Genomic DNA, 21,719 nt, shown 5'->3' on the forward strand with positions numbered 1-21,719 from the left:
AGCGAAAGGAACCAGGCACCCTCGTTTCATCTCCATTGACCGGAGGCTCCATGCTTGATTCCGACCCCGCCGCCACTCCCGCCAGCCGTCGGCGTGCGACCTTGGCATGGCTTGCCATCGCGCTGATCGTCGCCGCGCTCGCCCTTGCGTTCGCATGGGTCGGCGGCTGGCTGGGTTCCAGCCGTCTCACGTCGCAACGTTTCACCAACGCGATCGAAACCGCCAACGGCCAGGTCTGGCGCGGGTTTCGCCGGGCTCACGCCAAGGGCGTCTGCGTGGCCGGCTATTTCGAGGGCAACGGGCAGGGAACGGCGCTGTCGAGCGCGCGATTGTTCGCGCCGATGCGCACGCCGTTCGTCGGCAGATTGTCGATCGGCGGCGGCTCGCCGTACGGCCTGGACGCCAAGGCGCGCGTACGCAGCATGGCGCTCAAGCTCGACGGCGGCGACGGCCAGCAATGGCGCATGGCGATGAACAGCTTTCCGTTCTTCGGCGTGTCCTCGGTCGAGGCCTTCTACGAGCAGACCCGCGCCAACACGCCCGATCCGGCCACCGGCAAGCCCGATCCGGCGCGCCAGGCGGCGTTCGCCAAGGCGCATCCGGAGTTCGCCCGCTTCGCCGATTGGGCCGCGCACGCGCCGTGGTCCACCAGCTGGGCCAACACCACGTTCAACGGCGTCGACACCTTCCGCTTCGTCAACCGCGCCGGCGAGGTGCGCAACGTGCGCTGGTCGATGCAGCCGCAAACCCCGTTTGCCGGGATGACGCCGGAACAACGCGAGCAGGCCGATGCCGATTACCTGGCCGAGGATCTTGCGGCGCGTCTGGCGAAGGGCGATCTGCGCTGGGACATGGTGGTGACGCTGGCGCAGGCCGACGACCCGGTGAACCCCTCGCAGAGCTGGCCGGAGGATCGCCCGCGGGTCACGGTCGGCACCGTGGTGGTGGAGAGCAGCAGCGCGCAGGCCACCGGCGCGTGCCGCGACATCAACTACGATCCGCTGGTGCTGCCCACCGGCGTGGAGGCTTCCGACGATCCGATCCTGGCGGCGCGTTCAGCCGTCTATTCGGTGTCGTTCAACCGCCGCGAGCACGACATCGCCAGCGGCGAGGCTGGCGCCGCTACCGGCCACGCCGCGACGCGGGAGTCGGACCGATGAACCGCGCCGGCAGCTCCGCCCATTTCAACCTGCTCGCCCGCGTGCTGCACTGGACGATGGCGCTGGCGATCGTGGCGATGCTCTTCGTCGGCGTCGGCATGGTCGCCTCGCTGAGCCTGCGTCCCACCCTGGTGAGCCTGCATCGCCCGCTGGGCATCGCGATCCTCCTGCTGGTGGCGGTGCGCCTGGCCAGTCGCCTGCGCCATCCGCCACCGGCGTTGCCGGCCGATCTGCCGGCCATCCAGAAGGCTGCAGCCAGGGCCTCGCACATCCTGCTGTACGCCTTGATGTTCGCCATGCCGCTGGTGGGCTGGGCCATGGTGTCGGCTGGCGGCTATCCGGTGACCATGCCCGGCGGGTTCAGCCTGCCGGCGATCGCACCGCACGACCCGACGGTGTACGCCGTGCTGCGCACGGCCCACACCTGGCTGGCGCTGCTGCTGTTCGCCGTCGTGCTCATGCATCTGGCGGCGGCGCTGTACCACGCCTGGATACGCCGCGATGGCGTGTTCGCCAGCATGGCAAGGGGAGCGGCGCGGCACCGGAGCGATATCGGCTCCTAGGCCGCCGACGCCGCGCCTGGTGGCGACAGGGCATCCAAATGCGAACGTGCGCCGTATGAGCTGCATGTAGCGGTCCTGATCGCAGCAGACGAGGTTGCCCCGGGTGAAACGCTTGCTCATCCTGACGCTCCTCGCCGTGTGGGTGCTGCCCGCGCCGGCGGCGCGTGCGCGCCAGTTCGACCCGATCCGGCCGGTGCACACCTCGGATGTGGGTCGCTACCTGGGGCGCTGGCATGTCCTCGCTGCCATCACGCCCCGTTTCGAGCGCGACAGCTACAACGCGGTGGAAACCTTCCGGCGCAACGAGGACGGCTCGCTCTGCATCTGGCTGCGCCAGCGCCACGGGGGGTTCGACGCGCCGGCAAGGCTGTTCAAGTCGACCGCGAGCGTGGTCGAGGGCAGCGGCCATGGCGAATGGCGCGTACGCTTCTTCGCCTTCCTGAGCGCCCGGTATCTGGTCGGCTGGCTGAAGGCCGACGGCACCCAGGCGATGGTGGTGCGCGATGCGCGCGACTATCTGTGGTTCCTTTCCCGTACGCCCACCGTGTCGGAGGCCGACTACGCCGCCATGCTCGATCGGGCGTCCGCCATGGGGTACGACCCGACCGCGATCCGCCGGGTGCCCCAGCGCTGGCCCGAGCTTGGCGCAGACCGCGATCGCTTTGCTGGAGAATGCCCGTGAAATACCTCGTCGTCTTTCTCGCCTGGGCGATGCCCGTCGTCGCCTGGCTGTCCAACACCGGCGCGTTCGGGCCGACCAACGGCGAGATCTCGGATCGCTATCCCACCTTGATCGTGGCCGCCGGCTACGCGTTCGCCATCTGGGGGCCGATCTTCGTGCTGGACGCGATCTTCGGCACGCGACAGCTGTTCGAGCGGGACGCCACGGCGGCGCTGCGCCGCATCCGGGGGTTGACGGCGGCCGGCTTCGCGCTGACCTCGGCATGGATGATCGTGTTCTCGCAGCAGTGGTTCTGGCTCGCACTGTTCGTCATCTGGGCCAGCCTGGCGTGCCTGCTCGCCGCCGCCTGGCAGGCATCGCACACCGCCGGCCACGCGCGCGGGCCGTGGTGGCAGTGGGTCCCGCTGTCGCTGCACGCCGGCTGGGTGTCGCTGGCGGTGTTCCTCAACCTGGCCCAGGTGATCGTGGCGTTCCGCCTGTTGCCGGTGGCGGACATGCTGGCGTGGACGCTGGTGCTGTTCGCGCTGGCGGCGGCGCTGGTACTGACCATGATCGTGCGCATGCGCGGCAACCCCTGGTATGCGCTCGCGGCGCTGTGGGGCCTGCTGGGGGTTTGCGTGAAACAGCGCAGCGCCGGCCTGGCCGGCGCGGATGCGGCCGCCAGCGTGGCCCTGCTGCTGGCCGTGGCGGTGCTCCTGGTGTCGCTGCTCTCGACGCTGCGCCAGCGCCGGGCGGCGACTTCGCCCACGGCGCGCTGACCCGGACGGCTGCGCACCGTGACCATGCTGCGCCTGCTGCTGGGAGACCAGCTCGACCCCGGACATTCCTGGTTCGCGGCCAGCGATCCCGACGTGCTCTACGTGCTGATGGAAGTCCGCCAGGAAACGGACTACGTCCTCCACCACGCGCAGAAGATCCTGGCGATCTTCGCCGCCATGCGCGACTTCGCCCGCGGGCTGGAGGCGAGCGGCCATCGCGTGCGCTACTTCGCGATCGACGACGTCGCCAACCGTCAGTCGATCACCGCCAACCTCGATCAGCTGATCCGGGAGTACCGCGTGCGCACGTTCGAGTACCAGGCACCGGACGAGTGGCGCCTGGACCGGCAGCTGGCGGAGTACGCGCAGCAGCTGCGCATCCCCGCCCGGCAGGTGGACAGCGAACACTTCCTGACCCGGCGCGACGAGGTGGCGACGTTCTTTGCCGGTCGACGGCGCTGGAAGATGGAGCTGTTCTACCGGCACATGCGCGCGAAGCACCAGGTGTTGCTGGACAGGCAAGGGCGACCGGTGGACGGCCAATGGAACTTCGATGCCGACAACCGCAAGCGCTGGCCGGGTACGCCGAGCGAACCGGCCGATGCCCGACCGTCGCACGACCACCGCGCGCTGTGGCGGCGCATCGTGGCGGCGGGCGTGCAAAGCTTCGGCACGCCCGCGGCCGGGATGTTCCGCTGGCCGCTCAACCGGGACGAGGCGCTGCTCCAGCTCGATGCCTTCCTGCGCCACGGGCTCGCCGGGTTCGGCGACTACCAGGACGCGATGAGCACGCAGGCGACGCGCCTGTTCCATTCGCTGATCTCGTTCGCGCTCAACGTCAAGATGCTTTCGCCAGGCGAGGTGATCGAACGCGCCGAAGCGTGCTGGCGCGAGGGTCGCGCGCCGCTGGCGGCGGTCGAGGGTTTCATCCGCCAGATCCTCGGCTGGCGCGAGTACGTGCGCGGCGTGTACTGGGCGCGCATGCCCGCATACGCCGAGGCCAACTTCTTCGGCCACCGGCGCGATCTGCCGGCCTGGTTCTGGACCGGCGAAACCGGCATGAACTGCCTGCACCAGGCCATCACGCAATCGCTGGAGCATGCCCACGCGCACCACATCCAGCGGTTGATGGTGATCGGCAACTTCGCGCTGCTGGCCGGCCTGGACCCCGGACAGGTGCACCGCTGGTATCTCGGCATCTACGTCGATGCCTTCGAGTGGGTGGAGTTGCCCAACACGCTGGGCATGAGCCAGTTCGCCGACGGCGGCCTGCTGGCCACCAAGCCCTACGTTTCGTCGGCGAACTACATCCACAGGATGAGCGATTACTGCGCCGGCTGCCGCTACCGGCACGATGAGCGCACCGGCGAACGCGCCTGTCCGTTCAACGCGTTGTACTGGGATTTCCTGGCACGCCATCGCCGCGCACTGGCATCCCATCCGCGCCTCGGCATGGCCCTGCGCCAGCTCGAGCGCATGCCGCCCGCACAACGCGCCGAAGTGCAGCGGCGGGCCGAGGTCGTGCTCGGCGATCTCGACGCCTTGTGACCGGCGACGCACCTCGCACCCGCTTCCTGCCTCCACCGGAAAACCATCGATGCCCGACCAAGCCCTGATCCTGGTGAACCTCGGCTCCACGCCCTCCACCGACGTCGCCGACGTGCGGCGCTATCTCGACCAGTTCCTGATGGATCGCCACGTCATCGACGTGCCGTGGCCGCTGCGCCGGCTGATCGTCTCGCTGGTGTTGCGCACGCGCCCGGCGGCATCGGCCGCGGCCTATCGCTCGATCTGGTGGGACGAAGGCTCGCCGCTGCTGGTGATCGGCCGGCGCCTGCAGGCGCGGGTGGCCGAACGCTGGCACGGCGCGCCGGTGGAACTGGCGATGCGCTACGGCGAACCCTCCATCGAGAAGGTGCTGTGCGACCTCGCCCGCCGCGGCATCCGGCGCGCGACCCTGCTGCCGCTGTATCCGCAGTTTGCCGACAGCACCGTCACCACGGTCCTGGAAGAGGCACGGCAAACCCTGCAGCGCCATCGCTTGCGGCTGCAGCTGGATGTGGTTGCGCCGTTCCATGACCGGCCGGAGTACCTGTCCGCGCTGGGCGCCAGCATGCGGCCCTATCTGGCGCAGCCGCACGACCATCTGCTGCTGAGCTATCACGGCTTGCCCGAGCGTCACATCCGCAAGGCGGACCCGACCGGCCGGCACTGCCTGTGCGGTCCGTCGTGTTGCCTAGAGCCTCCGGCAAACGTGCTGGAGCGCTGCTATCGCGCCCAATGCGTGCGCACCAGCGAGCGCCTGACCGCCGCACTCGGCATCCCGCACGAACGCTGGTCGCTGGCGTTCCAGTCGCGGCTGGGCCGCGCGAAGTGGATCGAACCGCATACCGACGTCGTGCTCAAGGAGCTGGCTGCGCAGGGCGTACGCCGATTGCTCGTGGCTTGCCCGGCGTTCGTGGCCGATTGCATCGAGACCCTGGAGGAGATCGGGATCCGCGGACGCGAAACCTTCCTCGCCGCCGGCGGCGAGGAGCTCACCCTGATCCCGTGCCTCAATGACCAGCCACAGTGGGCCGATGCCGTCGCGGCGCTGTGCCGACAGCCTTCGGGCCAGACCCTGGCCGCCTGAATCCGTCGATGGACGGCAAGCATGCATCCGGATGGCCCGGTGCTGCGTATGAGCTGATGGTGCATGCCGGGCATTCGGGTTCGACAGCGCACGACGCCATCCGCCGCTGCCAAAGGCCTGATCATGCAAACAGCACCCTCCGATGTGGCATCCATTCGCCATGCCGATGCCACCGCCATGTCGGACCGCATCCGCCACCGCCTGCGCGAGGCCGGCGCACGGTTCCACGCCAACGACAACCTGGCGGATTTCATCCGGCCCGGCGAGCTGGACGAACTGCAACGGGAGGTAGAGGACAAGGCGGACGCCCTGCTGCGCGCCCTGGTGATCGACGTCGAGCACGACCACAACACCCGCGAGACCGCCAGGCGGCTGGCCAAGATGTTCGTGCGCGAGGTGTTTGCGGGCCGCTATCAGGCCGCGCCCGAGGTCACCGAGTTTCCCAACGTGCAGCATCTGAACGAGCTGATGATCGTCGGGCCGATGCGCGTGCGCAGCGCCTGCTCGCACCACCTGTGCCCGATCATGGGGCGCGCGTGGGTGGGCGTGATGCCCCATGCCGCATCCAACCTGATCGGCTTGTCCAAGTACGCGCGACTGATCGACTGGGTGATGAGCCGGCCGCAGATCCAGGAGGAAGCGGTGGTGCAGATCGCCGACCTGCTCGAATCACGCCTGCGGCCCGACGGCCTCGCCGTGGTGCTGGAAGCCGATCATTACTGCATGCACTGGCGCGGCGTGAAGGACGATGGCGCCAGGATGGTGAACAGCGTGATGCGCGGATCCTTCCTCGCGGACACCTCGTTGCGGAAGGAATTCCTGAGCCTGTTGGCCGAGCGCAGGGCTTGAGCCTCGCCGTCGTGCATGGCCGCTCGGCTGCACGAAACTTGCCGGGCGCTCCGCGCTAACCACCTCGGGCCCGATCAGGGCGCGGCGAATGTGTTGATCTGCCTGTTCTCGACCACGACCATCCCGGTCCCTGAGGTCTCGGCCCTCGCCATGGCCAGCATGCACCTTCCCACGGCCGCGCTCGTGGTGAAGCTGCCGGGCATCAGGCGCACTGCCACGGACAGCACGGGACCGGCCAGCGCATAGAGTGCCCGCCGCGTGCGATGCGGAGACTGCTCGCCCTGCACGGGGCAGATGGCACCGGGCCGCAGTACCGTGGTGGCCAGCGCGAAGCGGCCGGGCACCTGCTCGGCCTCGCCCTTGATCCGCAACGGCATCCAGCGGCTGCGGATGTCGGCGCCGGCGCCGGAGACATAGATCATCCGTCCTCGCGGATTGGCGCGCGCAAAGGCCCGCGACACACACTCGAGGGTGGCCACCGTCGCCTCGCGATACGCCGCTTCCGAGAGAAGCAGGGGCAACGGCCCGGCGCAGTACAGGCAGGCATCGATGTCGCCAAGGTCGAGTCCTTCCAGTGCCTTGTCGCGGAGTTCCGGTACTTGCAGCACGCGCACTCCCTGCGGCACGTCTGGCGACCGGCGGCGGACCAGCAACGTCACCCCGGGCCGCGCGGCGTCCTGCAGCAGCACCTTGAGGACGCCTTGTCCGACCAGTCCGCTCGCTCCGACCAGCAGTATCTTCATGGGTGACCTCCCGGGCAGGCCCGCCATCGACAGCGCCTGGACCAGTATTCCACCCCGGCCGGCCCGCGTGCCCATCTTCCGCACCCGTGGACCCCGCGGCGAGGGTGCACGCCAGGCTTGCCAGGCAACTCGCGATTGCTGCGCATTGCGCTGCCTGCTCCGGTCACTTTCCGGCGATGGCCGCGCGCCCGCCATCCACGCCGATCACTTGCCCGGTCATCCAGCCGGAGCGTGGCCAGAGCAGGTGGGCAGCAAGTTGGGCGATGTCTTCGGGTTCTCCCAGGCGGCCCAGGGGATGGGCTGCGGCGAACGCCTCGCGAAGCTTCGGGTTGGCCACCATGCGTGCGGCCAGCGGCGTCCGGATGAGCGATGGCGCAATCGCGTTGACCCGCACCGCGGGTGCCAGTTCGGCGGCAAGCGACCGGGTCAGACCCTCTACCGCCGCCTTGGCCATGGCGATGGACGCATGCGACGGAAAGCCGCGCGATGCTGCTACGGAGGAAAACAGCACCACGGACGCACCGGTGGTGCTTTTGCGCAGCGACGGCAGGGCCGCCCGGACGGCCAGCGCGGCGCCGATCGCGTTCAGCCGGTAATCGTGGGCCAGGTCAGCTTCGGAGACGCGCGAGATCGGCTTCACCGCGATGTTGCCGACCGCATAGACCAGGCCATCGAGGCTCGCGGGCGCAGCCTCGGTCACCGCGGCAAAGGATGCTTCATCCAGTACGTCGGCCACCGTCCATGTCGCCCCCAGGGATTGCGCCAATGGTCGCAACGTCTCCTCATGGCGCGCTACCAGGTGCAACTGCGATCCCGTATCGGCGAGTAGCCGGGCCAGGCATGCGCCGACGCCGCCCGTGGCGCCGTAGATGAGTATGGATGAGGACATGGCCAGAGCCTGTGGGTGCCTGATTCCAGATACGGAGATCCGGTGCGAATGGATGCAAGGCTTTCGGCAGCGCCGGCGGAGAAGCACAAGGAACGATCAGCGTCGAGGACGTCCTTCATCGCCGGTGAATGCGCATCCGCCGGTGGACGCGCTCCGTATGGATGGATATGCCCTTCTGCGTGGCAACGTCTGCAGGCGAGCGTTGCCTTTCCCATCCGACCGGAGTGCCGACCCATGCTTCCTCCCTTCTTCTGGATCGTTGTTGCCGGGCTGCTCTGCGCGTGCTGCTCGGAGGCCTTCGCCGCCGGGGAGACGGCCTCGCGCCGGGTACAGCGAGGCTGGCAAGCCGGTGCCATCGCGCTGGTCAGCAACGGTGGCTATGCCGGTTCCTCCCGTCGCCAGCTGGTGGTTCCCGCGGCGGCTTACGAAGGCGAGCACGTCTTCCTGCGCGGCCTGCAACTCGGCTGACATGCCTGGCAACGCGACGACTGGCGGCTGGACCTGGTGGCGCAGGCGCGGCTCGACGGATTCGATGCCGACGACATTCCCCTGGATGGCCTACGGGACCGGCGCCGGAGCATGGATGTCGGCGCCGTGTTGACCCGTTCCGGCCGGCTGGGAAACCTGCAGCTGACCGTGCTGACCGATGCCTTGTCGCGAAGCCGCGGGCAGGAGCTCGCCCTGCAGTACGGCTACCCGCTGCAGTTCGGCAAATGGCGCGTCACGCCCGGCCTGGGTGTGCGCTGGTGGTCGCCCCGGCTCGCCGACTACTACTACGGCATCCGCCCCTCCGAGGCAGCCAACGGCGCACCGGGGCCCTATGCCGTTCCCGGCGTGCTGGTGCCGGAAGCCAGCTTCGGCACGGTGGCACCGATGGGCCGCCGCTGGACGTTCTGGAGTGCCCTGAAGTACCAGCGGCTGCCTCGCGCGATCACCGACAGTCCGCTGGTGGAGCGCTCCTCGGCAAGCACCGTGCTGGTGGGTTTCGTCTACGCCTTCTGAGGCCGAACAGATTCCGTTGCCGGCGGATGGCGGCACATGCACGACGGCATGGCGGTCGATGCCCCTCGGGTCGCCCGGCGAACGCCCGCGCTAATCGGCGAGCTCAAGCGCCGCACGTGGACGGATCAGCTCGCGCAACAGCGGATTGGGAAAACGCCGCTTCATGGTGACGGCAAAAAAGGTCTCGCTGAGCTGCGGCAACTGGTGAACCTCCACCAGGCGGCCGCTGCTCAATTCATCCTTGACCACGATCGGCGGAACCACCGCCAGGCCGATGTCCTCCCGGGCGATCAGTCGCAGCATCGCCATGTCGTCGATCTCCGCCGCCACCCGCACTTTCCAGCCCATGCGTTCGACCAGCGCGTCGAATCCGATGCGCACGCTGCTCTCCATCGTCGGCAGCACGAGGGGTTGCCTGGTCAGCAGTGTCTTCAGCGTGCCGCCCTTGCCGATGCGTTTCGGCGTTCCGATCAGGCTGACGGGTTGTTCGGCAATGGCGTGGGAAACCCAGGGAGTGGCCGCATCGCGGGCGGGCGCGACATTGACCAGCGCCACGTCCAGCCGGTGTGCTTCCAGGCTTTGCAGAAGGAAGGCGGTGGTGCCCGAGCGAACGATGACCTCGACATTCCGGCGTCCCAGCAATGGCCGCAGGAAACCGATCTGGAAATTGCGCGACAGCGTGGCCAATGCCCCGACCCTGAGAATCGAACGCCGGCCGCCGGAGCGCTGCTTGAGCGTGGCGAGCAGGTCGCCACCGGTGGCGAAGATCGATTCCGCGTGGTCGAAGGCGATGCGCCCGGCTTCGGTCAGCACGAGTTGCCGGCCGCTGCGTTCGAACAGGTCCTGCCCCAGTTGAGCCTCGAGCTTCTTGATCTGGATCGACAGCGCCGACTGCGAGACCAGCAGCTTCTCCGCGGCGCGGGTGAGGTTTCCCTCGCGGGCAACCGCCCAGAAGTAGCGCAGGTGGTTGTAGTTCAGTGCGGCCATGCAATCATTCTATTTTGTATATCGACAGGTTTCGTTAAATGAATTTTTTAGAATGATGCGCGAAGCGTAGGCTTGCCGCGGCTCACCTGACCGCGGAGTGATTGATGTTGCCTGCCCTTGCGACGCTGTTTCTGCTTGCCCCCGCCAGCCTGTTGCTGGCGACCCTGTTTCCTTCACGGCCGGGACCTCGTCGGCCGCACGCCATGCTTCTCGCAAGCCGCCTGGCGACGTGGTTTTGCCTGGTACTCGCGGTGCTGGCCTGCCTGCTGACCGCGTGGGAAGGCCCGGCCACCAGCGGGTTGCTGGGAGCCAACGGCATCGGCTTGTCGGTCAGGCTGGATGCCATCAGTTGCACCATGTTCCTGCTGGTCGCCTTCGTCGGCGTCATCGTGGTCCAGTACAGCCGCAACTACATGGACGGTGAGCCGCGCCAAGGCGCCTTCATGGCCGGCCTGTGCCGGACGCTGGCCGCCGTGACGCTGCTGGTCTTCGCGGGCAACCTCGTGCAGCTGGTGGTTGCGTGGGTGGCGATGAGCCTCTCCCTGCACCGCTTGCTGGTGTTCTACCCGGAGCGCCGACCCGCAAGGATCGCCGCCCGCAAGAAGTTCCTCGCCGCTCGCCTCGGTGATGCGTGCATGCTCGGTGCCGCCGCCCTGCTGGTGACCACCTTCGGCACCACCGACCTGGCTACCGTGCTGGCCCGGGCGCAGGCCATCGCCGCCGAGGCCGCGCCGCCCGCACTCTCGCTGGCGGCCTTGCTGCTGGGCGTCGCGGCGCTCATGAAGTCGGCGCAGTTCCCCACCCACGGCTGGCTGCCGGAGGTGATGGACACGCCGACGCCGGTGTCGGCCCTGTTGCATGCGGGCATCATCAATGCGGGCGGATTCCTGCTGATCCGCTTTGCCGACGTGATGGTGCTCTCGATGCCGACGCTGCACGGCGTTGCCATCGTGGGCGGCTTCACCGCCTTGTTCGGCGGCGTGGTGATGCTGACCCAGACCAGCGTGAAAGGATCGCTGGCTTTCTCGACCGTGGCGCAGATGGGTTTCATGACACTGCAATGCGGGCTCGGCGCGTTCGCGATCGCGCTGCTTCACCTGGTTGCCCACTCGCTGTACAAGGCCCACGCCTTCCTCTCGGCCGGGGGCGTGGTGGAAACCGAGACGCTGCCGCGTTTCGCCAGGCCCCGCCTGCGCCCCGTCCTGCTGAGCCTGTTGCTGGCGACTGCGATCTACGTGCTGTTTGCCTGGGTATTCGGAACCTTCGTGCGGGCGGAGCCCGCCGTGCTGACCCTGGGCGCGATCCTGGTGATGGGCGTCAGCATGCTGCTGGCATCGTCACTGCAAGGGGCCACCACTTCCCGCCTGGTTGTGCAGACCCTGCTCGGGGCCGCCGGAACCACGCTGGCCTATTTCATCCTGGAAACCGCCTTCACGCGGCTGACCGCCGGCAGCCTGCCGGCGATTCCCCGGCCAAGCGGCACGGGCCTGCTGATCATGGGACTGGCCATCGCATCGTTCACCGCGGTGACCGTGCTGCAAAGCCTGGTCGTGCTGTGGAACCAGCGGCCGCTCTGGCGGGCGGCACGCGTCCACCTGGCCAACGGCCTCTATGTCAACGCCATCTTCAATCGCCTGGTGGGCGCCTTGCGTCGGGAAGACGCGCGCCATCACGCCCGGACCATCGCCTGAGGAGCCGCCCATGAACGCCATCGCATTGAAGATCAGGGAACAAGCCGATCCCATCCCACCTTCCTCCGACATCGGGGCAGGGCGTGCATGCGAAGCCGCGCAGCGCGCGTGTGGACGCATCGCGCCACTGTGGCCGCTGAAGAACTTCGTGGCCGTCAATCCCTTCCTCGGCATGGCCGACCGCCGCTTCGGCGAGGTCGCGCGCGTCATGGCCGAGGTGGCAGGCGCCCGCATGACCATGCCGCGCGCGTTCTACCGCGATGCCATCGCCCAGGGCCGCATCACCGACCGGGATCTTGGCCAGGCCCTGCTGCGCAAGGGAAGTGCAGCCCCTCGCACCCTCGACGTCGCGGCGCTGCGCCGCCAACTGCAAACCGAGGATGTGGCAACGCATGCGCCGCTGCCGACCGTTGCCGACGTCGCGGGCAAGCTGACCGGGCGAGACTGGGCCAGCTTTGCCTGCGAGCGGATCTCGCTGTGGGCGGCCGGCTACTTCGACGCGGGGCAGGCGCTGTGGCCAGCGTCGACACGGCACCTGGGTCCCTATGCGGCCTGGCGTGAGGAGGCCGCCATCGATCGCACGCCCCAGGTCATGGGGCTTGCCGGATTCCACCGCAGCATCGGCGCGCTTCCCGCCACTGCCGAAGCGATGATCGCCCATGGGGCGGCCCGCCTGAAGATGGACGAAGCGGGCCTTGCCGATTATTTCCACCGGCTGCTGATGAGCGTCGGCGGCTGGGCCGGCTACGCCCGCTACCAGGTCTGGCAAAGCGGCCTGGCGGGGCGCCGCGACGACACCTTGCTCGAACTGCTGGCGATACGGCTGGCTTTCGAGGTGGCGCTGCTGGAAACGTGCCAGCCGGTCGCTGCACTGGCGGCCGGATGGGAGCAGGCCCGCGCCTGTTTCGCTGCATTGGCCCGCGAGAACGAGCCGGCCGCGCCGACGCTGGAAGAAATCCTGCAGGACGCCTACGAAATCGCCTGGCAGCGATCCTTCCTCGCCAAGCTCGCCGCACCGCGGCCATCCGTGATCGCCATGCGCCCGGCGGTGCAGGCCGTGTTCTGCATCGACGTGCGCTCCGAAACCTTCCGGCGTGCGCTGGAGAACGTGGCGCCCGGCGTGGAGACGCTGGGCATGGCCGGATTTTTCGGCATGCCGATGGAGTATGTGCCGCTCGCCCGGGGCCAGGGTGGTCCCCGCTGCCCGGTGCTGCTGGCACCCAGCCTGACGGTGCACGAGACCGCCAAGGGCGCGACGGCGCAGCAGCAGGCCGACATCGCCACGCGGCGGCGGCGCCGGCTTCGCGCCATCGGCCAATGGCGCTGGTTCAAGCTGGCCGCGGTGTCGTCGTTCACCTTCGTCGAAGCGATGGGATGGAAATTCGCCGGCAAGCTCATCGCCGACAGCCTGGGCTTCACCCGGCTCGAATCGCACCCGGCGGAGCGCGGTATCGACGACGCGGCACTCGCGCGCCTGGCGCCGGACATCACGCCCTCGACCGCGAACGACCGCGCCACCGGCATGCCACTGGAAACCAGGATCGCGCTGGCAGAGGGCGCCCTGCGCGCCATGTCGCTGCGGCAGCAGTTCGCGCGCGTGGTCCTGTTCGTCGGGCACGGCGCCAGCTCGGTCAACAACCCGCATGCCAGCGGCCTGGATTGCGGGGCCTGCGGTGGGCACGCGGGCGACGCCAATGCGCGGGTGGCGGCTGCGGTGCTGAATGACCGCCAGGTGCGCCAGGCCCTGGCACGACGCGGCACGGTGATTCCCGACGAGACGCATTTCCTCGGCGCGCTGCACGACACCACCACCGACCGGGTGACGATCTTCGACACCGACGGCTTGCCGGCGACGCATGCCGACGACCTGGCCCGACTGCAGGCCTCGCTGGCCGAGGCTGGCCGGGTGACCCGGCGGGAACGCGCTGCCATCCTCACCCTGCACGACCGGCGCCCGGTCGAGCGCCAGCTCCTGGCGCGCAGCAGGGATTGGAGCGAGGTGCGGCCGGAGTGGGGCCTGGCCGGCTGCGCGGCCTACATCATCGCCCCGCGCAGCCGCACCGCGGGCATCGACCTGGCGGGGCGTGCCTTCCTCAATTCCTACGACTGGCAGCGCGATGACGGCTTCAAGACCCTGGAATCCATCATGACCGCGCCGATGATCGTGGGCGCGTGGATCAGCCTGCAGTATTACGGCTCGACGGTGGACAACCGGGTCTTCGGAAGCGGCAACAAGGTGCTCCACAACGTGGTCGGCAAGCTGGGCGTGCTGGAGGGCAATGGCGGCGACCTGCGCACCGGCTTGCCATGGCAGTCGCTGCATGACGGCAAGCGCTACGTCCATGAGCCGCTGCGGCTGTCCGTCGTCATCGCCGCTCCGCTGGACGCCATCAACGCCATCGTCGCCAGGCATGAAGCCGTGCGGCACCTGTTCGACCACGGCTGGGCCCACCTGTTCGCCTTCGGCGACAAGCCGGGCTCCATGCATCGCTACACCGGCCATCTGACCTGGGAGGACGCGGCATGAACATCAAGGATCGGGAAGACATCGGGCTCTCCGGGAGTGCTGGCGTGCGCGACGCGGTGGATGCGCTGCGCCGCGGCGCCCTGATCGCCCTGCCGACCGAGACGGTCTACGGACTGGGCGCGGACGCCGGCAACCCCGCCGCGGTCGCGAAGATCTTCGCGGCCAAGCAGCGCCCGGCAGACCATCCGCTCATCGTGCACCTGCATCAGGCCGCGCAGTTGGCGCAGTGGGCACGGGACATTCCCGCGCTCGCCTGGAAGCTTGCCGAAGCCTTCTGGCCCGGGCCGCTCACGCTGGTGTTGCCCCGCGCCGCCACGGTGAGCGACGCCGTGACGGGTGGCCTGGATACGGTGGCGCTGCGCGTACCCGCGCACCCCCTGGCGCTGGACGTACTGGAAGCCTTCGGCGGGGGAATCGCCGCGCCCTCCGCCAACCGGCACAAGAAGATCAGTCCGACCACGGCCCGGCACGTCCGGGAAGAGCTTGGCGACGCGGTCGAGGTGCTGCTGGATGGCGGCCCTTGCCGTGTGGGCATCGAATCGACCATCGTCGATCTTTCCACCGGTCTGCCGCGGCTGCTCCGACCCGGTGCGATCACCGCGCAGGACCTGGAACGGGTGACCGGCAAACCGGTCGAGTCGCCCATCGACACGTCGATACGCAGCCCCGGCCGCATGAAGCTTCACTACGCCCCCAACGCCCGCGTGGTGCTGGCATCGATGGAACAGGTGCCCGAGCGCATCGCCGAATACGCCGCGCTCAGCGCTCGCGTGGGCGTGCTCTCCGCGCGGCGCGCCGAGAGCTGGCCGGCACAGGTGCCCTGGTTGTCCATGGGTCATTCCCCGGACCAGCAGGCGCAGCAGCTGTACCGGCGGCTGCGCGAAGCAGACGACATGGATCTCGCCGTACTGATCGTGGTGCCGCCGGATGGCCGCGGACTGAACCATGCCCTGCGCGACCGGCTGTGGCGGGCGGCGGGACTCGGCCATGCACTCGCGTGACGAGGATGCCTTCCCGGACACCAGCCATCTCGCGCACCTGGAGAACGAGGCCGTTTTCATCCTGCGCGAGGCCGTGGCGCAGGCACGCAAGCCGGTGCTTCTGTTTTCCGGAGGCAAGGACTCCACCGTGCTCGCCCATCTCGCGCTGCGCGCCTTCCACCCCGCGCCGCCACCCCTGCCGCTGCTCCACGTCGACTCCACCTGGGAGTTTCGCGAGGTGCTCGCATTCCGCGACAGCTTCGCGCGCAAGCATGGGTTCCAACTGCACGTACACGCCAATGAACAGGGCCGCGCCGCCGGCGTGAATCCCTTCGACCATGGCGATGCCTACACCACGGCCATGCGCACGGATGCGCTGAAGCAGGCGCTGGACAGCGGCGGGTACGACGTGGTCTTCGGCGGGGCGCGCCGCGACGAGGAAAAATCCCGGGCAAAGGAACGCGTGTTCTCGCTGCGCGAGCGTGGGCACACGTGGAACCCTCGCCGGCAGCGGCCGGAGTTGTGGAACCTCTACAACACCCGGTTGGCCGAGGGGCAGTCGTTGCGCGTCTATCCGTTGTCCAACTGGACGGAAGCGGACGTCTGGCATTACGCCATGCTGAGGAAGGTCGAGCTGGTGCCTCTGTATTTCGCGGCCTGGCGACCGGTGGTTCAACGCGATGGCGTGCTCATCGTGGTGGACGAACCCGAGCGCATGCGCTTCCTGGCCGGCGAGACGACGAGTCGCCGCCGCGTGCGTTTCCGTACCCTGGGTTGCTGGCCGGTGACCGGCGCCATCGAATCGACTGCGGCGGATCGTGGGGCGGTGTTGGCCGAGACCCTTGCTTCATCTGCATCCGAACGCCAGGGTCGGCTGGCTGGCCAGGATCCGGGTGCAAGCCTGGAAAGGCAGAAGCGCGAGGGTTACTTCTGATGCCGCCGGAACGCGTCGTGATCGCCACCATGCACGGCAAGGAGGCGGTGATTGCCCCTCTGTTGCAGCGGGTCCTGGGGCTGCAGCCACTCTTGCCGGCCGGATTCGATACGGACCGGTTCGGCACCTTCAGCCGAGACATTCCCCGCCTCGATTCCCCGCATGCAACGGCAAGGGCCAAGATCGCGGCAGCCCTGGAGTGCGTGCCCGAGGCGCATGCAGGTGTTGCCAGCGAGGGCAGCTTCGGCCCCCATCCACAAATCCCGTTCGTGCCGATCGACAGCGAGCTGGTGATGCTTGTGGATCGTCGCGATGGCGTCGAAATCGTCGGAACGCATGTCACGCCGCGCACCAATTACGCCCAGCGCGTGGTGGCGGATGCACGCCTGGCCGTCGCCTTCGCCGAAGGCATCGGCTTTCCCCGGCATGGGGTGATCGTGACGGCTGCGGTTGACGGCAAGTCCCACCCGTCGCTCTTGCTGCGCAAGGACAACCTGAGCCGGGCGCAATTGCTGGCCAATGTCGCCGATGCCATTGCCATCAGCGGCGCGGCCTGCGTGGAATCGGACATGCGCGCATGCCGCAACCCGACGCGGATGCGTGCGATCAAACGCGCGACCATCGATCTCGTGCGGCGCTACCGATCCTGTTGCCCGCAATGCGGACGACGCGGATTCGTGCCCACCGAACGCATCGCCGGCCTGCCGTGCGGGGCCTGTCACGCACCCACCGACATGATCCGTGGCGTGGTCGCGATCTGTGCGGTCTGTGGTCATCGCCGCGAGCAATCGTTCGAGGCGGCGTGGGCCGATCCCGGGCGCTGCGATTTCTGCAATCCGTGACCCGCCACCCGGAGGTCGATGATCCGGAACGTGGCCTCTGGTGATGGCTTCTCCCGCATCCGGCCTGCTCGTGCCGTGGCGGGGATCAGCGCAATTCCTTCCTGCATCGCCGCAGGCATCCCTGAGGACTGGGGTGAGTTCAGCCCCCTCACGACCACGCCGGCATGCCCACGCCCGGAGCGATCCGCTTTTCACGAGCATGTCGCGCGATCCACAGCGTGCACATCGGTTCCGCACAAATTCAATCCAAAACTCGCGGCCGACCGTATAGACACTCGCGTCGGGGCATTTCCCAGCGCGAAGCAGGACTCTCTGCTCGAGGGTCTCGAACCGGTTTGTCCCCCTATTGGAGATGCCAACATGAAAGTTTTCCCCCTGATCGTCGCCGCTTGCGCCTTGGCTGTTGCCGGTGCCGGCAGTGCCCGGGCCCAGGATTACAGCGCGCCAGGCTTCTACGGCGCGGTGGGTTACAGCGGTGTCGCACCCAAGAGCAACAACGGCGTGCTGGCGGGCGCCTTCCAGTCCAGCATCGGCGATGACTGGGAGCCGACCCTCACGCTGGGCTATCGCTTCGCGCCGAACTGGGGCGCCGAGCTGTGGCTGCCGCTCGTGAAGTTCGAGCACGACGTGAAGCTCGATGGCGCGAAGTCCGCCACCATCAAGCACATGCCGCTGCTGCTCACCGCCCAGTACCACTTCCTCGCCGACCAGGCGTGGCAGCCCTTCGTCGGCCTGGGCTATGGCTGGGTGAACGTGAGCGACGAGCGCACCACGGGCCCCATCGCGGGCACGAACCTGGACGTGAAGGACGGCAGCGGTGTCGTCGGGCAGCTGGGCCTGGATTTCCACGCCACGTCGAACGTGTTCGTGCGTGCCGATGCGAAGTACCTCGACTGGAGCAGCGACGTGAGGCTCAACGGGGCGGGCATCGGCAAGGCGAAGGTCGATCCCTGGATCTACGGCATAAGCGTCGGCTACAGCTTCTGACGGTTCCGCTGCACGAAACCGCTCGACCCTGCACGCGCGGTGCACGCGAACGCACGTGGGGCATGGCCCGCACGCCGACCATCTCGCCGGCCGACTCCGACGCGCTGGTCGTCCGCGTCGTGCCGGCGGGCCGTTCCGGCGCGTAAATCCGCAAGCTGCCGCCGTCGCGGCCCGACAGCGCACCCGCAACGCCAGGTCGTCGTCGGCGAATCGACGCCGACCTGGTGCGGGCCCGTCTTCACGGGATGCAGAGCCTCGCCGGCCGATGATGCAATTTTGCAACGCAGGAGAACTGTCGATGAACGTGAAATTGAGTCTGCTTGCGGCTGCCTGTGCGCTGGCGCTGGCCGCCTGCAGCGACAACTCGTCCTCGCCGAAGGCACCCGAATCGGCTCCGACGCCGTCCGCCACCACGGCCCCGGGCGAGGCACCGGTGACGATGGCGCCCGCGCCGGCGGCGACCGCCGGCATGGCCGCTGCGCCGGCCGTGTCCGCGATGGACACCAGCAAGGGCGCTGCGGTGGTCACCGATTGCGCCACCGAGATCGAGGGTTCGGATGCGATGCAGTACAACGTGTCGTCCATCGTGGTGCCGTCGTCGTGCAAGGACTTCAAGATCACCCTCAAGCACACTGGCACCATGCCGGTCACTGCGATGGGCCATGACGTGGTGATCGCCAGGCAGTCGGACCTGCAGGCCGTGGACGCCGACGGCGTGGCCGCGGGCGCAGCCGCCGGCTACGTCAAGGAAGGCGACTCGCGCGTGATCGCGCACACCAAGCTGATCGGCGGTGGCGAAACCACCTCGGTGAGTTTCCCGGTCAGCAAGATCCAGAGTGGCGGCCCGTACGTGTTCTTCTGCAGTTTCCCGGGTCACTCGGCGCTGATGAAGGGCACGATCAGCGTGCAGTGACGTGTCTGCGCCGGGTTCCGTGCGAACCCGGCGCGGTCAGCTCGCAGGGACTTGCCGCCCGTTAGCCATGGCGGCGTCCAGCGTCAGCGCGACCTCGCGTTCCGGCACCGCGCCGACGATCTCCGCGCGGCCGATGCCGCGCCACAGGATCAGGCGCAACCGGCCGGCCGTGTTCTTCTTGTCCAGCCGCATCCACTGCAGCAACTGCTCCGTATCCATGTCCGGCGGGATCGCCAGCGGCAGGCCGAGTGCGTGCAGCAGGCGTTGCAGTCGCGCGGTGTCGCGCGGCTCGCTCATGCCGGAACGTTCGGACAATTGCGCGGCCAGCAGCATGCCGATCGCCACCGCCTCGCCGTGCAGCAGGCTGGCGTAGTGGCCCGCGGTTTCCAGCGCGTGGCCGAAGGTGTGGCCGAAATTGAGCAGCGCGCGTTCGCCTTGTTCGGTCTCGTCGCGGGCCACCACGCCGGCCTTGTACTGCACCTTGCGCGCGATGGCCTCCAGCACGGTGTCGACGTCGCGTGCGGCCAGCGCGTCGGCGTGCTGCTCCAGCCACGCGAAGAACGCCTCGTCGCCGATCGCTGCGCCCTTGACCACCTCCGCGAGGCCGGCGCGGTACTCGCGCGCGGGCAGGGTGGCGAGCGTGTCGATGTCGGCGATCACCGCGCGCGGCTGGTGGAAGGCGCCGGCCAGGTTCTTGCCCACCGGCAGGTTCACCCCGGTCTTGCCGCCGACCGAGGAGTCGACCATCGCCAGCAAGGTGGTCGGCATCTGGATGAAGTCGATGCCGCGCATCCAGCAGGCGGCGCTGAAGCCGGCGAGGTCGCCGACCACGCCGCCGCCCAGTGCGATCACGCAGGCGTCGCGGGTGGCGCCGAGCTGGCCCAGCGCGTCCAGCACGCGGCCGACGTTGGCGAAGCTCTTGTGCACCTCGCCGTCGTCCAGCAGGAACGACGACCAGTGCAAACCCTCCAGCCCCGACTCGACCCGCGGCAGGTACAGCGGCGCCACCGTGGTATTGCTGACCACCAGCGCATGGCGCCCGCGCAGCAACGGGCGCCAGCGCGCGGGATCGTCGAGCAGCCCGCTGCCGATCCATACCGGGTAGCTGCGCAGGCCGAGCGAGACGTTGATGCTGTGCAGGGGCGGCTTGTTCATGCGTGGTGCGGGGGACAGGAAAGAGGGGCGCGTTGCCAGTGCGCATCGATCAGGGCAATGCAGCGCTCGCTGGCGGCGCCGACACTGCCATGGTGGCCGGGCACGGCGAGGTCGGCAAGTTCGCGGTAGATCGGCTCGCGCACGCTGGCCATCGCCTGCAGGCGCGCGAGGCGGTCGGGCACGGCCAGCAGCGGGCGACGATGGTCGCGTTCGAGGCGTTCGAGTTGCTGCTCCACGCTGGCCTGCAGCCACACCACGAAACCGCGCTGGCTCAGCCAGCGGCGGTTGTCGCTCGCCAGCACGGCACCCGCGCCGGTCGCGAGCAGCATGCCGCAGCGCTGGCTCAGCGCGTCGAGCTGCGCGCTCTCGCGCTGGCGGAAGCCGGTTTCGCCCTCGACCTCGAACACGGTGCTCACGTCCACGCCGCAATGCTGCTCGACCTCCTGGTCGAGATCGATGAACGAGAGCCCATAATGCACGGCGAGCCGCCTGCCGACCGAGGTCTTGCCGGCACCGGTCGGACCGACGATGAACAGGTTGCACGACGGATTCATGGCTTGATGCTAACAGGCGCCGGAGGAGGGCTGCGGTGAGCGAAAGGGTACTGCTGGCCGGTTGTGGCGATCTCGGTCTGCGCGTGGCGCAGCGGCTGCGCGGGCGCGGTGACGAGGTATGGGCATTGCGCCGGCACCCGCCTGTGGCAGGAGGCCCGGACATCCGCTGGCTGCAGGCGGACCTCACCCGGCCGGACAGCCTCGCCGCCTTGCCGCGCGCATTCACGCAGCTGGTTTACCTGCCCACGCCGGACCACCGCGACGCGGCAGCCTATCGCGCGACTTTCGTCGACGGGCTGCGCCATCTGCTGGCCGCGCTCGACGATGGCAGGTTGCAGCGTGTGCTGCTGGTTTCCTCCAGCGCGGTGTACGGCGCGCACGACGGCGACTGGGTGGACGAGGACACGCCGCCCGCCCCACCCGGTTTCAACGGCGCCACCTTGCTCGAGGCGGAGCGCTGGCTGGCCGCGCAACCGGTGTGCTCGGTGGTGCTGCGCCTGGCCGGGCTGTACGGGCCGGGGCGAACCCAGCTGTTCGAGCGCCTGCGCGCCGGCACGGTGCAGGTGCCGCGGGCCGCGCCGCACTGGGCCAATCGCATCCATGTGGACGATGCGGCCGCGGCGATCGCGCACCTGCTGGCGCTGCCCGATCCGCAGGCGTGCTATCTCGGCGTGGACGACACCCCGCTGCCGCTCGACGTGCTGCACGATCACCTGGCGCGACTGCTCGGCGTACCCCCGCCGGCCGCCGGCGCGCCGCCGCCGGGCATCGGCAGCAAGCGGCTGAGCAATGCGCGGCTGCGCGCCAGCGGCTTCGCGCCGCGCTGGCCGGATGCGCGCCTCGGCTACGCCGCGCTGCTCGACAGCTGATC

21 protein-coding genes and 1 pseudogene are annotated in these 21,719 nt (G+C 68.8%); 17 read left to right on the forward strand and 5 right to left on the reverse strand.

Features of this window, described 5'->3' with window-relative positions:
• The first annotated feature begins 50 nt into the window (after positions 1 to 50).
• The 7 genes from ACVCMB_RS16385 (at position 51) to folE (ending at position 6,644) form a co-directional block, all read left to right on the forward strand.
• Complete coding sequence (locus tag ACVCMB_RS16385) at positions 51 to 1,160, forward strand: catalase family peroxidase (RefSeq protein WP_447105712.1); 1,110 nt, start codon at positions 51 to 53, stop codon at positions 1,158 to 1,160.
• A complete protein-coding gene (locus tag ACVCMB_RS16390; protein WP_447105713.1) occupies positions 1,157 to 1,723 on the forward strand; it encodes a cytochrome b in 567 nt (188 codons plus the stop codon). The genes ACVCMB_RS16385 and ACVCMB_RS16390 overlap by 4 nt, the downstream gene beginning before the upstream one ends.
• A gap of 112 nt (positions 1,724 to 1,835) precedes the next feature.
• Positions 1,836 to 2,405: a lipocalin family protein gene (locus tag ACVCMB_RS16395; protein ID WP_447105714.1), complete on the forward strand. Its 570-nt coding sequence runs from the start codon at positions 1,836 to 1,838 to the stop codon at positions 2,403 to 2,405.
• The gene (locus tag ACVCMB_RS16400; protein WP_447105715.1) at positions 2,402 to 3,163 is read left to right on the forward strand and encodes a hypothetical protein; all 762 of its coding nucleotides are present in this window, start codon (positions 2,402 to 2,404) and stop codon (positions 3,161 to 3,163) included. The genes ACVCMB_RS16395 and ACVCMB_RS16400 overlap by 4 nt, the downstream gene beginning before the upstream one ends.
• A gap of 24 nt (positions 3,164 to 3,187) precedes the next feature.
• Positions 3,188 to 4,711: a cryptochrome/photolyase family protein gene (locus ACVCMB_RS16405; RefSeq protein WP_447107190.1), complete on the forward strand. Its 1,524-nt coding sequence runs from the start codon at positions 3,188 to 3,190 to the stop codon at positions 4,709 to 4,711.
• 49 nt (positions 4,712 to 4,760) lie between these two features.
• Complete coding sequence (gene hemH, locus ACVCMB_RS16410) at positions 4,761 to 5,795, forward strand: ferrochelatase (protein WP_395116862.1); 1,035 nt, start codon at positions 4,761 to 4,763, stop codon at positions 5,793 to 5,795.
• 177 nt (positions 5,796 to 5,972) lie between these two features.
• Entirely contained in the window at positions 5,973 to 6,644 is a 672-nt protein-coding gene (gene folE, locus ACVCMB_RS16415) for a GTP cyclohydrolase I (RefSeq protein ID WP_447105716.1), read from the forward strand.
• 74 nt (positions 6,645 to 6,718) lie between these two features.
• Here folE and ACVCMB_RS16420 read toward each other — a convergent pair whose 3' ends face one another.
• Both ACVCMB_RS16420 and ACVCMB_RS16425 read right to left on the reverse strand, forming a co-directional pair.
• Positions 6,719 to 7,387: an oxidoreductase gene (locus ACVCMB_RS16420; RefSeq protein WP_447105717.1), complete on the reverse strand. Its 669-nt coding sequence runs from the start codon at positions 7,385 to 7,387 to the stop codon at positions 6,719 to 6,721.
• Positions 7,388 to 7,550: 163 nt separating this feature from the next.
• A complete protein-coding gene (locus tag ACVCMB_RS16425) occupies positions 7,551 to 8,276 on the reverse strand; it encodes an SDR family NAD(P)-dependent oxidoreductase (RefSeq protein ID WP_395116868.1) in 726 nt (241 codons plus the stop codon).
• Between the two features lie 234 nt (positions 8,277 to 8,510).
• Between ACVCMB_RS16425 and ACVCMB_RS16430 the strand changes: the two genes are divergently transcribed.
• Both ACVCMB_RS16430 and ACVCMB_RS16435 read left to right on the forward strand, forming a co-directional pair.
• Positions 8,511 to 8,744, forward strand: coding sequence for a hypothetical protein (locus ACVCMB_RS16430; protein ID WP_447105718.1), 234 nt, complete (start codon positions 8,511 to 8,513; stop codon positions 8,742 to 8,744).
• A gap of 15 nt (positions 8,745 to 8,759) precedes the next feature.
• Positions 8,760 to 9,278: pseudogene (locus ACVCMB_RS16435) on the forward strand (MipA/OmpV family protein); the annotation flags it as partial.
• 90 nt (positions 9,279 to 9,368) lie between these two features.
• On the opposite strand, the gene ACVCMB_RS16440 reads toward ACVCMB_RS16435, so the two are convergent.
• Positions 9,369 to 10,265 (reverse strand): LysR family transcriptional regulator, encoded by an 897-nt coding sequence (locus ACVCMB_RS16440; protein WP_395116872.1) that lies wholly within the window; start codon positions 10,263 to 10,265, stop codon positions 9,369 to 9,371.
• Between the two features lie 104 nt (positions 10,266 to 10,369).
• On the opposite strand from ACVCMB_RS16440, the gene ACVCMB_RS16445 reads away from it, so the two are divergent.
• The 7 genes from ACVCMB_RS16445 (at position 10,370) to azu (ending at position 19,139) form a co-directional block, all read left to right on the forward strand.
• Positions 10,370 to 11,956, forward strand: coding sequence for a proton-conducting transporter transmembrane domain-containing protein (locus ACVCMB_RS16445; RefSeq protein ID WP_395116874.1), 1,587 nt, complete (start codon positions 10,370 to 10,372; stop codon positions 11,954 to 11,956).
• Positions 11,957 to 11,966: 10 nt separating this feature from the next.
• Positions 11,967 to 14,483, forward strand: coding sequence for a YbcC family protein (locus tag ACVCMB_RS16450; RefSeq protein ID WP_447105720.1), 2,517 nt, complete (start codon positions 11,967 to 11,969; stop codon positions 14,481 to 14,483).
• Positions 14,480 to 15,484: an L-threonylcarbamoyladenylate synthase gene (locus ACVCMB_RS16455; protein WP_447105721.1), complete on the forward strand. Its 1,005-nt coding sequence runs from the start codon at positions 14,480 to 14,482 to the stop codon at positions 15,482 to 15,484. Before ACVCMB_RS16450 ends, ACVCMB_RS16455 begins: the two co-directional genes overlap by 4 nt.
• Complete coding sequence (cysD, locus tag ACVCMB_RS16460) at positions 15,471 to 16,397, forward strand: sulfate adenylyltransferase subunit CysD (RefSeq protein WP_447105722.1); 927 nt, start codon at positions 15,471 to 15,473, stop codon at positions 16,395 to 16,397. Before ACVCMB_RS16455 ends, cysD begins: the two co-directional genes overlap by 14 nt.
• Positions 16,397 to 17,239: a DUF6671 family protein gene (locus ACVCMB_RS16465; RefSeq protein WP_447110578.1), complete on the forward strand. Its 843-nt coding sequence runs from the start codon at positions 16,397 to 16,399 to the stop codon at positions 17,237 to 17,239. Before cysD ends, ACVCMB_RS16465 begins: the two co-directional genes overlap by 1 nt.
• Positions 17,240 to 17,599: 360 nt before the next feature.
• Positions 17,600 to 18,226 (forward strand): OmpW/AlkL family protein, encoded by a 627-nt coding sequence (locus tag ACVCMB_RS16470; protein WP_447105724.1) that lies wholly within the window; start codon positions 17,600 to 17,602, stop codon positions 18,224 to 18,226.
• Positions 18,227 to 18,524: 298 nt separating this feature from the next.
• On the forward strand, positions 18,525 to 19,139 hold the full coding sequence (azu, locus tag ACVCMB_RS16475) for an azurin (protein WP_447105725.1): 615 nt from the start codon (positions 18,525 to 18,527) through the stop codon (positions 19,137 to 19,139).
• Positions 19,140 to 19,175: 36 nt separating this feature from the next.
• Here azu and aroB read toward each other — a convergent pair whose 3' ends face one another.
• Both aroB and ACVCMB_RS16485 read right to left on the reverse strand, forming a co-directional pair.
• Positions 19,176 to 20,294 carry a 3-dehydroquinate synthase gene (gene aroB, locus ACVCMB_RS16480; protein ID WP_447105726.1) on the reverse strand — a complete coding sequence of 373 codons (1,119 nt, stop codon included), beginning with the start codon at positions 20,292 to 20,294 and terminating at the stop codon, positions 19,176 to 19,178.
• Positions 20,291 to 20,848 carry a shikimate kinase gene (locus ACVCMB_RS16485; protein WP_447105727.1) on the reverse strand — a complete coding sequence of 186 codons (558 nt, stop codon included), beginning with the start codon at positions 20,846 to 20,848 and terminating at the stop codon, positions 20,291 to 20,293. Before ACVCMB_RS16485 ends, aroB begins: the two co-directional genes overlap by 4 nt.
• Before the next feature lie 35 nt (positions 20,849 to 20,883).
• Between ACVCMB_RS16485 and ACVCMB_RS16490 the strand changes: the two genes are divergently transcribed.
• A complete protein-coding gene (locus tag ACVCMB_RS16490) occupies positions 20,884 to 21,717 on the forward strand; it encodes an NAD-dependent epimerase/dehydratase family protein (RefSeq protein ID WP_447105728.1) in 834 nt (277 codons plus the stop codon).
• Positions 21,718 to 21,719 lie beyond the last annotated feature (2 nt).

Source organism: Rhodanobacter sp. UC4443_H10 (assembly GCF_052978325.1).

What these genes read in the sequence shown, in the direction of transcription:
- ACVCMB_RS16385 (WP_447105712.1), top strand. Translation starts at nt 51, where the DNA reads ATGCTTGATTCCGACCCCGCCGCCACTCCCGCCAGCCGTCGGCGTGCG.
- ACVCMB_RS16390 (WP_447105713.1), top strand. Translation starts at nt 1,157, where the DNA reads ATGAACCGCGCCGGCAGCTCCGCCCATTTCAACCTGCTCGCCCGCGTG.
- ACVCMB_RS16405 (WP_447107190.1), top strand. Translation starts at nt 3,188, where the DNA reads ATGCTGCGCCTGCTGCTGGGAGACCAGCTCGACCCCGGACATTCCTGG.
- hemH (WP_395116862.1), top strand. Translation starts at nt 4,761, where the DNA reads ATGCCCGACCAAGCCCTGATCCTGGTGAACCTCGGCTCCACGCCCTCC.
- folE (WP_447105716.1), top strand. Translation starts at nt 5,973, where the DNA reads ATGTCGGACCGCATCCGCCACCGCCTGCGCGAGGCCGGCGCACGGTTC.
- ACVCMB_RS16420 (WP_447105717.1), bottom strand. Translation starts at nt 7,387, where the DNA reads ATGAAGATACTGCTGGTCGGAGCGAGCGGACTGGTCGGACAAGGCGTC.
- ACVCMB_RS16425 (WP_395116868.1), bottom strand. Translation starts at nt 8,276, where the DNA reads ATGTCCTCATCCATACTCATCTACGGCGCCACGGGCGGCGTCGGCGCA.
- ACVCMB_RS16430 (WP_447105718.1), top strand. Translation starts at nt 8,511, where the DNA reads ATGCTTCCTCCCTTCTTCTGGATCGTTGTTGCCGGGCTGCTCTGCGCG.
- ACVCMB_RS16440 (WP_395116872.1), bottom strand. Translation starts at nt 10,265, where the DNA reads ATGGCCGCACTGAACTACAACCACCTGCGCTACTTCTGGGCGGTTGCC.
- ACVCMB_RS16445 (WP_395116874.1), top strand. Translation starts at nt 10,370, where the DNA reads ATGTTGCCTGCCCTTGCGACGCTGTTTCTGCTTGCCCCCGCCAGCCTG.
- ACVCMB_RS16450 (WP_447105720.1), top strand. Translation starts at nt 11,967, where the DNA reads ATGAACGCCATCGCATTGAAGATCAGGGAACAAGCCGATCCCATCCCA.
- ACVCMB_RS16455 (WP_447105721.1), top strand. Translation starts at nt 14,480, where the DNA reads ATGAACATCAAGGATCGGGAAGACATCGGGCTCTCCGGGAGTGCTGGC.
- cysD (WP_447105722.1), top strand. Translation starts at nt 15,471, where the DNA reads ATGCACTCGCGTGACGAGGATGCCTTCCCGGACACCAGCCATCTCGCG.
- ACVCMB_RS16465 (WP_447110578.1), top strand. Translation starts at nt 16,397, where the DNA reads ATGCCGCCGGAACGCGTCGTGATCGCCACCATGCACGGCAAGGAGGCG.
- ACVCMB_RS16470 (WP_447105724.1), top strand. Translation starts at nt 17,600, where the DNA reads ATGAAAGTTTTCCCCCTGATCGTCGCCGCTTGCGCCTTGGCTGTTGCC.
- azu (WP_447105725.1), top strand. Translation starts at nt 18,525, where the DNA reads ATGAACGTGAAATTGAGTCTGCTTGCGGCTGCCTGTGCGCTGGCGCTG.
- aroB (WP_447105726.1), bottom strand. Translation starts at nt 20,294, where the DNA reads ATGAACAAGCCGCCCCTGCACAGCATCAACGTCTCGCTCGGCCTGCGC.
- ACVCMB_RS16485 (WP_447105727.1), bottom strand. Translation starts at nt 20,848, where the DNA reads ATGAATCCGTCGTGCAACCTGTTCATCGTCGGTCCGACCGGTGCCGGC.